The organism is Rhizocola hellebori (assembly GCF_016862955.1).
In the GTDB taxonomy this organism is placed as follows: domain Bacteria; phylum Actinomycetota; class Actinomycetes; order Mycobacteriales; family Micromonosporaceae; genus Rhizocola; species Rhizocola hellebori.
In genome coordinates this window covers 1-7,867 of the sequence record NZ_BONY01000160.1, presented here as the reverse complement: position 1 = coordinate 7,867, position 7,867 = coordinate 1, and the positions used below count along the sequence as shown (strand labels likewise).

5 protein-coding genes are annotated in these 7,867 nt (G+C 57.7%); 2 read left to right on the top strand and 3 right to left on the bottom strand.

Features of this window, described 5'->3' with window-relative positions; genetic code table 11:
• From Rhe02_RS48910 to Rhe02_RS48900, 3 genes are all read right to left on the bottom strand, one after another.
• Positions 1–950 (bottom strand): MFS transporter (locus Rhe02_RS48910; RefSeq protein ID WP_203915458.1); only part of this gene is annotated, 950 nt, incomplete at its 3' end.
• Positions 951–959: 9 nt separating this feature from the next.
• Positions 960–1,181, bottom strand: coding sequence for a DUF397 domain-containing protein (locus Rhe02_RS48905; protein ID WP_203915457.1), 222 nt, complete (start codon positions 1,179–1,181; stop codon positions 960–962).
• Positions 1,182–1,202: 21 nt separating this feature from the next.
• A complete protein-coding gene (locus Rhe02_RS48900) occupies positions 1,203–2,054 on the bottom strand; it encodes a helix-turn-helix domain-containing protein (RefSeq protein ID WP_203915456.1) in 852 nt (283 codons plus the stop codon).
• 305 nt (positions 2,055–2,359) lie between these two features.
• Between Rhe02_RS48900 and Rhe02_RS48895 the strand changes: the two genes are divergently transcribed.
• Positions 2,360–5,986 (top strand): anti-phage protein Upx-like protein, encoded by a 3,627-nt coding sequence (locus Rhe02_RS48895; protein ID WP_505973685.1) that lies wholly within the window; start codon positions 2,360–2,362, stop codon positions 5,984–5,986.
• A gap of 605 nt (positions 5,987–6,591) precedes the next feature.
• On the top strand, positions 6,592–7,458 hold the full coding sequence (locus tag Rhe02_RS48890) for a hypothetical protein (RefSeq protein WP_203915454.1): 867 nt from the start codon (positions 6,592–6,594) through the stop codon (positions 7,456–7,458).
• Positions 7,459–7,867 lie beyond the last annotated feature (409 nt).

The following is a 7,867-nucleotide window of genomic DNA, read 5'->3' as shown; positions in this document are numbered from 1 at the left end:
GCGCCCGCAAGCCAGGGATTGGTTGACGCCGCAATGACCGCCCATACCGCAGCCTGTGCTGCGAGCGCGATTCCATACGCGACAGTGGCAGTGACCTTCGTCGCCACCTTTGGTGTTAGCCACCCGGCCACCACGCCGCCGACCGCTCCAGAAGCGATCAGCAACCCGTAGCCGACCGCGCCAAGGCCTAGCTGGTCTTGCGCGAAGAGCACCATCGTGGCGAAGCCGAGGTTCCACGCGAAGTTATAACAGCCCATCCCGAGAGTGAGCCGCCGCAGCTCCCGATGCGTGGCCAGATAGCGCATGCCCGACCTGACCGATGCCCATAGCTTCGGGTGCTCAGCCGTCGCGCGGGGTGTGGCCGGCAGCATCCGCACCAGCACCGCCGATACCAGGAACGACAGCGCATCAAGCCCGAACGGCAACCACCGCGCCACCGCGAACGTGGCTGCGCCAATGGGCGGCCCTGACAGCGACCGCCCAAAATTGTCGATGCTCCACAGCGCCCCGTTGGCCTTGGCTAACGGCTCCTTCTGCCGCCCAACCAGATCCGGCATCACCGACTGTGCCGAAGGATCGAAGAAACACGACCCGACGCCCACCAAGAACACTGTCACGATCAGCGCCGGAATCGACGCTCCACCAAGGAAAACCAGGAATGCGAACACGGCAAGCACCGCGGCCCGCCCTACGTCGGCCAGCACCATCACCCGGCGCCGGTCCCACCGATCGACCAGCGCGCCCGCAGGGATACCGGCCACAATCCAAGCCGCGTAAGTGGCTGCCGCCACCAGCCCGATCTGAAACGGGTCGCGGGTAAGCGAAGCCGCCATCAGAGGGGCGGCGGCAATGAGAACACCGTCGCCCGTGATGGATACCGCAGCAGAGGTCAGCAGAAGCCGCAGGCCCCGCCTATCGACGGTGTCCTTCGTGCCGTCTGCCTGACTCACCGTCATCGCCTAACCGGCCAGCCGGTCGAGGTCGAACTCACCGTTTGCTACCCCGGCGATGAAAACCGTCCATTCATGCTCCGTGTAAACGTGAATCGGACCCTCGCCTTGGTCCTTGCTATCCCGGACTCCGATGAAGCCCTGCGCGTACGCCACTTCGACGCATCCGCCGGTGTCGCTCCCGCCGCCCTTGCGCCACGTTGCGCCTTCAAACAACTCACGCTTGTCCATCTTTCCTCCCCTGGATACAGATCACGCCTTGGTGATCCTCTTGATATCACGGGTCAACTGATCGAGATAAGCCCGTGAATCAATCTCTGACAGGGCGTCAGCTGTCAACCGGTCGAACAGCTGCGCATAGGTGTCCACATCCGAGGCCGACGATAGATAGAGGTCCGCCGTCTGCGATTCGGCCAGCACCACAGCCGGGCTCTTGTTCTGGAACTCGTAGATGATGAACGGCACCAACGCCGCCGCCTGCCGCTTCGCCGAAAGCGGGATGATCCGCACGTCGATCGCCTTCAGGCCCATCCGCTCCCGCAGATGCCCTATTTGCTCATCGACCAACTTCGGCTGGTCACCCGGAAAGAACAGCAGCGCCCGTGCATCCAGCACCGCCCGATACCTCGGCGACCCCGGATCAGCCAGCAACTCCTGCCGCCCAATCCGCCGCTCCACGATGCCCTCGACATCGGCGTAACCGCCCACGGTCAGCAGCCATCGCGCATAGCCGGCCGACTGCAACTGACCCGGCACCATCCCCGAGTGAAACTGCCTGATCGAGTTCACCCGGGTCTCGATCGCCGCCACCTCACCCTGCCGCCGAGTCGGCCCGCCAGCCCGCACGATCCAGGCACCTTCCTGCCCGGACTCCTCAGCGTTCATGCTGATCAGCTCAGCTTTGACCTCTTCGGGCACCCCGTAGTAGTGCAGCAGCGTCGCCAGATCCCGCATCGAGATCCCGATCTTCGCCGTCTCCACACGCGAGACCTTCGACTGCGACCATGTCAGGGCGTCGGCGACATCCTCACCAGAGATCTGCATCGACTCCCGAATGCGCCGGAGCTCAGCCCCGACGAACTCCCGATAGGCTGCTTCGGCCACGTGAGCTCCAAGTTTGCACGCGTGCATGACGTGGCTCACACCTTACTTGCACGCGTGCAAGAACGGAAATCGCATCGAGAACTTCGTGTCTCGAGAACCGAGCCGGTGGTGCAACCTGACTTTCCGCAGCATCGGCCACTGCGTTCGGCTAGCAGCCTTAATCTCCAGGACCAGGCTTCGCAGAACTGCCACGACTGACCGGTAGCAAGCACAGTTCTGCCAGAGTAGGTGCCGATAAATGTCATGACAGGCTATATCTCGTTAACCAGAATGCTTAGAAGCTGACTGCGAGCACAGCCTTGACGATGGTGGTGAGAAATCTGTCCCCTACGCAGATCGAGTCGACCAACTCCTTTAACGATCTTGATGGCCCCTCGTTGGCTGAAGCAGCTGCGGCATTGCAGCTGCTTCCGGGCAACGCATCACGGCTGCTGCGACTTCAGCGGCTTGCCGCATTAGGTTCGTTTCTTCCAGAACGCGACAACGCCCGCACTATCACTCCCAGCCGCCTACGAGCCTTGCTAAAGGATGATCAGATAGGCGGATCAGATGTGTTGATGAACGAGGACGCGCACGGAGATGTCCTTGTTCAAAGTGTCAGTTTCTACGGCGGGTCGTACTTAGTCTCGACGGGATTTAGCGAGGGGGCCGTATCGAATGCCCACGACATTCTAAAATGCGTTTTTGGAGCATCTACGATCCCGGATGAGCACAAAAGGTCGGTACGGCCGTTCTGCGACGCTCTTCTAAGGTTGTCTGACGAAGTTATGAAGAGAGCAGGGCTAACAAGAGGAGTCGAAGGCACCCAAGACCGTGGTGGGCCTGTAGATGTGCCAGGCGCGACGCGGCTAAGCGAACTAGTGGCTTGCGTATCCTTCACTACCGAAGATCTAGCAAGGCTTGGCATCCGCGCGGACCTGCTTGAGCCGTTCACCTTCGAGCCGGGCGATCTCAAGGATCCATGTCGGGACAGTTTGGCAGACTCACGATTGGTCCTTCGGCCAATTATGCATTCGCGAGCGAAATATACAATCATTCTGCCTCTGGACCTTGTGACCACACTTCGCCACTTTCTAATAGTAAGTGCGGTGGTTGGCGGGTATGCGGCCGAACTTTCGCGCGCCTATCTCCAGCTCAACGAGCAGCTATGCCTCGATACGCTAGCGCAGCTAGGTGCCGAATACAGCTCAGAAATCACCGGGTCCGCCCAGGTGCGGCGTCATCACCTCACATTTGACTCAAAGGATCTCCACCTTGTCGTCCTCGTTGACGATTTGAGCGATTTGGATCTAACCAGCCCTTGGGGGGAATGGGATTCAACCTCTGCGGTCGACGAGGCTCATAGCTCAATGGCGGATTTCGATGGATCCAAGACGGAGGCTAGCGCGACATTGCACCTTGTGGTCTACAACTCTCCCGGACGCGATCTGTTCGTTGGATCGAACTACGAGCATGAGCGCAACGCGTTTATGGCTTTAGGCCAGGAAAGTTTGTTGGTGCTTCGTGATTCGCGCGTTGACATACTTGACGTTTGGTACTTCGCTCAGGCTATCTCGAACCTGACGGCTTCGACGCAGATCTTCTCCTTTGGTTTCATTGATCAGTACGCGCTTTACGTACAAAATAGAATGAGCTTCTACTTTAGTGATGATGCCCGCCCAACGTTTATGCAGTTCGCCCCAGGCTCTGGTACGGACTTTCGTATCAGCGTCGTCCAAAAAGAAGACAGGCATGGTGTGGTATTTCCTGACGAGAGGCGACCTGTAATTGATGTGCGCAAGAGGTATGGCTCTCTAGATACTCCCATATATATCAGCGTTCCGGGCTACTCAAGGCTCTTCATGGCGATCGAGATGGCTGACAGTACTGCCATAGTTACCTATGAGCGGATGGTAAACGAAGACTTCTTTCCAACGAGGATTCTTCTGACGGAGGTGGTGAGCTACTGGATCTGGCAAATCTGGAAGAATGCTCCATCTTTTATGTCACAACTAAGATCACAGGACGATAGCGTTCTATTCAGAGTCTCGGTTGAGGATGAAAACCCTTGGATCCAAGGAGTTCCGGCATCGCCGACAAACGATGCGGCGGTAACTGTCTCCGTAGATGGGACCATCGTCGATGTATTGATACGTAACGCCTTTAGGTACCAGGCATTGCAGGCAAATGAAGCGGAGAGGTCCTTAGTTGCCGCACTTGCTGCGGAGTTGCTGCCCGACGCTCGGCAGGATCATTCCCAATTCGTCGACCTTGTAGCCCCGTATGGGGATAAGAAAATGATGAATAGCATCAACACGCTCCAAGATCCTCTGGTTTGTCCCATTCGAGACGGCGAGCCACGGTATATCCATGGGCAGCCTATGGCGCAGCTGCTCGACGAGGTTGGTCTTTGGCTTAATGAGCACGTTGCTGAGATTCAAGTTGGTCCAGTTGCACGAGATGAGCGGAAGAATGTAATCAACACGTGCGTCAAGTACTATTTCGACGCGCTAAAGGCCCTGATGGCGATGCTATCTTCCGATGGACTCCTTGAGTACTTGGTGATACGAGACGAAGCGCTCCAGCAGGCGGCTGCACTCGCCAATCGTCGCAGACCCCACTACGTTTCATGTTTCGGCCCTGAGGCGGTACCGGTCGACGAGTTGGATGCGGAGATAAAACAGTCCATTGAGGCTCAGATCGCCAATCGATTTCTTATCGAGTACTCAGTAGCGGTCTCGCCTTCGGGTGAGCTCACAATGACTTCAGAGCTATATGACCGTGTTCTTTGCCTTGCGTCGGAGATAGTAAATAAGGGCATGCTTTCAGATGCCCTAAACTACAGTCTGGCGGATCCGGAGGTGTCTCTTCTTCCCTCGATAAGGCTTGGTGTCAGTCGAAACGACGCTTACTATCAAGCGCTTCGGACCTATTCGGGCAACCGAGCTCGATCCATACTTGACCGCGAACGCGGTCGTGTCACGACCCCCCAGGGCACCGACACGACTTTGAGTGGAGATTTGGAAGATGCGGCCGAAGATGAGTTCGGATTCTCATTTCAAGATCTTAGCGCGCTTCTCGGTGCGCTCGTCGATGAGGCATTTGAACGCGACCAAGATGTTGTGACCGTTGAGGCATCGGCGCTCGTTGAGATACTCCAGCGGCGAACATCGCTCGAACGACCGAGCATTGACTCGGCTATCAAAAGACTTACTCTTGGACCAAGTTCGGCCTTTGACAGGCCGACGCCGGCGGTCTATCCATGGCGGTTCAACAGAGATCTTTCCTATATGCGACGACCGCTTCTCTTGCTCGCTACCGAGCCTGAGACCTATGTCTTCGGGATGCGGCGGATCTACGCCACCTTGGGATACTGGCATGAATCGATTGTTAGCGCCAGATATCAGGCGAAGTCGCCCAAGATGAAGAGGTACTTAGGAGTCGCAAGAAACAAGATCACCGAAGGCTTCGCGCATTCTGTTGCTGTCACCCTCGATAAAGCTCCACGCATCGTTCGTGAGCGAGTTACGAAGATCGGGAAGGTCCGACTTGAAAGGGTCGCGGGACAGACATTGGGTGACATCGACGTCTTGGTGATCGACCCACCTGCGCGAGCTGTTTACGGTCTGGAGGTTAAGGACTTCGAAGTCGCGAGAACACCCGCAGAGCTATCGAATGAGCTTCAGCAGATTGTGCACGGGGAGAAATGTACGGTCAACCTCCATCAGTCGCGGTTGAGCTGGCTGAGCGAGCACCTGGATCTGGTGTTACGGCACTTTGGCTTGGTAAAGGAGGATCCGCGCAGGTGGTCCGTGGTCGGCTACATCGTTACAAGCGAGCCGCTGGTCGGACCGCTCGTCGTAGAATCGTCAATCCCATTTGTAACATTAGATGAAGTTGACGACATCATGAATCGTGGGCGCAGATCTGGCCGTACGTCTCGCCGGTCATAGCGTTACCAATCAAGCTTCAGCAGTCTGCCAGGCTTACCGGTCTGCCTGGCCACCCCCCGGGTCTATGCGCCCGACGCGCGACGAATTCCGCCGATCGCCCGTTGCCCCGGCGGCCTCGGTCGCGTGCTGCCGGAGATTCCTCACGGGCGCGCGCCCTTGGAGAGGTTGAAGACCGCCGCGAGCACGAGCACGTCGTCCACCGAGGCCAGCGTCCGCGCGTGCTCGACCCGGCTCGCCTTCGACTGAGACCAGCCAAATAGGTTCGCCAGGGCGTCACCGGCTTGTAGTCGGACGTGCTCAACAGATCGACTGACCTTTGGACAAGCTCGGGGGCGTCACCCGGCGGATCCTGCTTTTATCCTGTTCGACCCGAGAAGGAGCCCCACTCGATCGAGTCGGGGTCGTAGCCTGATGACAGTCGCCGATCGCATCGGCTGTTGCGGAAAACGTCTATATTCAACAGTCTAAAATTCCGACGTGGACTGCTCATGTTGCTGGCGCTTTTGCTGCAAGATTAGGCGGTGCGTCGAGAGCATGACACTGATGAAAGTCGAAACCTTGCCGGCAGTTACCTCCACCTTCGCTGGTCCTGGCTATCGCTGGGCATGGCGGTCGTCGCCATTGGTGCATTAGGGACACTGACTATCGTCGCGAGCATCAAGGACGTGGATGGCTTAAGTACAATAGCGCTTGCCTTAGCTGTCGTTGCCTTTGCCGCACAGCTCATATTGTCGCTGGCGCAGGGCATGGCGGGAGCACAGCAGCTTGCCCAAGCGGAGAGGATCAATGCAAGCACGCAAGCAGCGCTGTCGTCCTTGCAGAGCGCAACCAACGCTCTGCTTGTTACGCAGCGAGATCAATTTACCCAGGTATTGTCTGCGCTAGTACGTGCAGTTCCCCAGGCAGTCGAGGAAGGGCTCTCGGACGTTTCTGGCCAAGCAGAACCTGGAACGAGAGATGACGTCGCCCTTCAGGAGGCAATAGCTAAACGGGTGGAAGAGTTGGTTGCCCGCATAGCGCCAGGCGCCCCGCAACTTGTTCCGGTAATGCCGTCCGCTATGCAGTCGAGGTCAGCTGAGATCGGCTCGGCGCAGGCCATTGAGGCGTTAGGACGAACGCCGGTCTCCGGAATCAGACTTCTGGATGAGATGTATCGAGAAACGCTGCAAGGCAAGACGGCGTTTCCTGTGCGTACTCATGCAGTCCGATTTCTCGAAAAGCATGGCTTCGTGTCGATCTCGCGTGACATTGGTGGCAGTGCATTCGCCACGCTTACACCGTGGGGATACTTCGCAGCTAACTTGCTGCAGAGCGACCTATTACCGCGTGGACTAATACACAAGCGGCTAAGAGCATTAAACACCCTGGATAATGAGCAGCCTCAGAGCGACCAGTCCGCTGACCAGCAAAAGCCAGAAGGTAGCACGAAAGAGCCAGATTTGAGCAGCCAAGCGAAGGAACCGGTCGCTTGATGGGACACCTCTATATCTGTTATTCCGGCAGCAATACCGCGACGTACTTATGAACGCAGCACGGCGACCCGCATCTATATTACGCTTTTCGGCGACCAGCCTTTCCGCCTCGCTGGCGAGATTGGTCAACTTCCTCCAACCGTTGCCCGGCGGCCTTGCCCTTCGCCGAGGGCGCGCTTTTGGCTAGGGCGCTCTTTGCAACCGCCTTCGTTTGGGACGAGCTGGCCGCGTTTGTTCTGCCCTTTGTGCGAGCAACGGTGGTACTGCTGCGGATTGTCTTGTCGGTGGCGCTCATCCGATCAGCCCTGTCAGGGATCGTCTGCTTTGGTCCGAACCGATATGCCTTCAAGAAAGCCTGTGCGGCTCTATCTAGGTACGAGTGAAAGGCACTGCGAGGCCCCGACTCTGA

Bases quoted from the DNA above. Each gene is read 5' to 3' on its own strand.
- Rhe02_RS48905 (WP_203915457.1), bottom strand. From the start codon at position 1,181: ATGGACAAGCGTGAGTTGTTTGAAGGCGCAACGTGGCGCAAGGGCGGC.
- Rhe02_RS48895 (WP_505973685.1), top strand. From the start codon at position 2,360: ATGGTGGTGAGAAATCTGTCCCCTACGCAGATCGAGTCGACCAACTCC.
- Rhe02_RS48890 (WP_203915454.1), top strand. From the start codon at position 6,592: ATGGCGGTCGTCGCCATTGGTGCATTAGGGACACTGACTATCGTCGCG.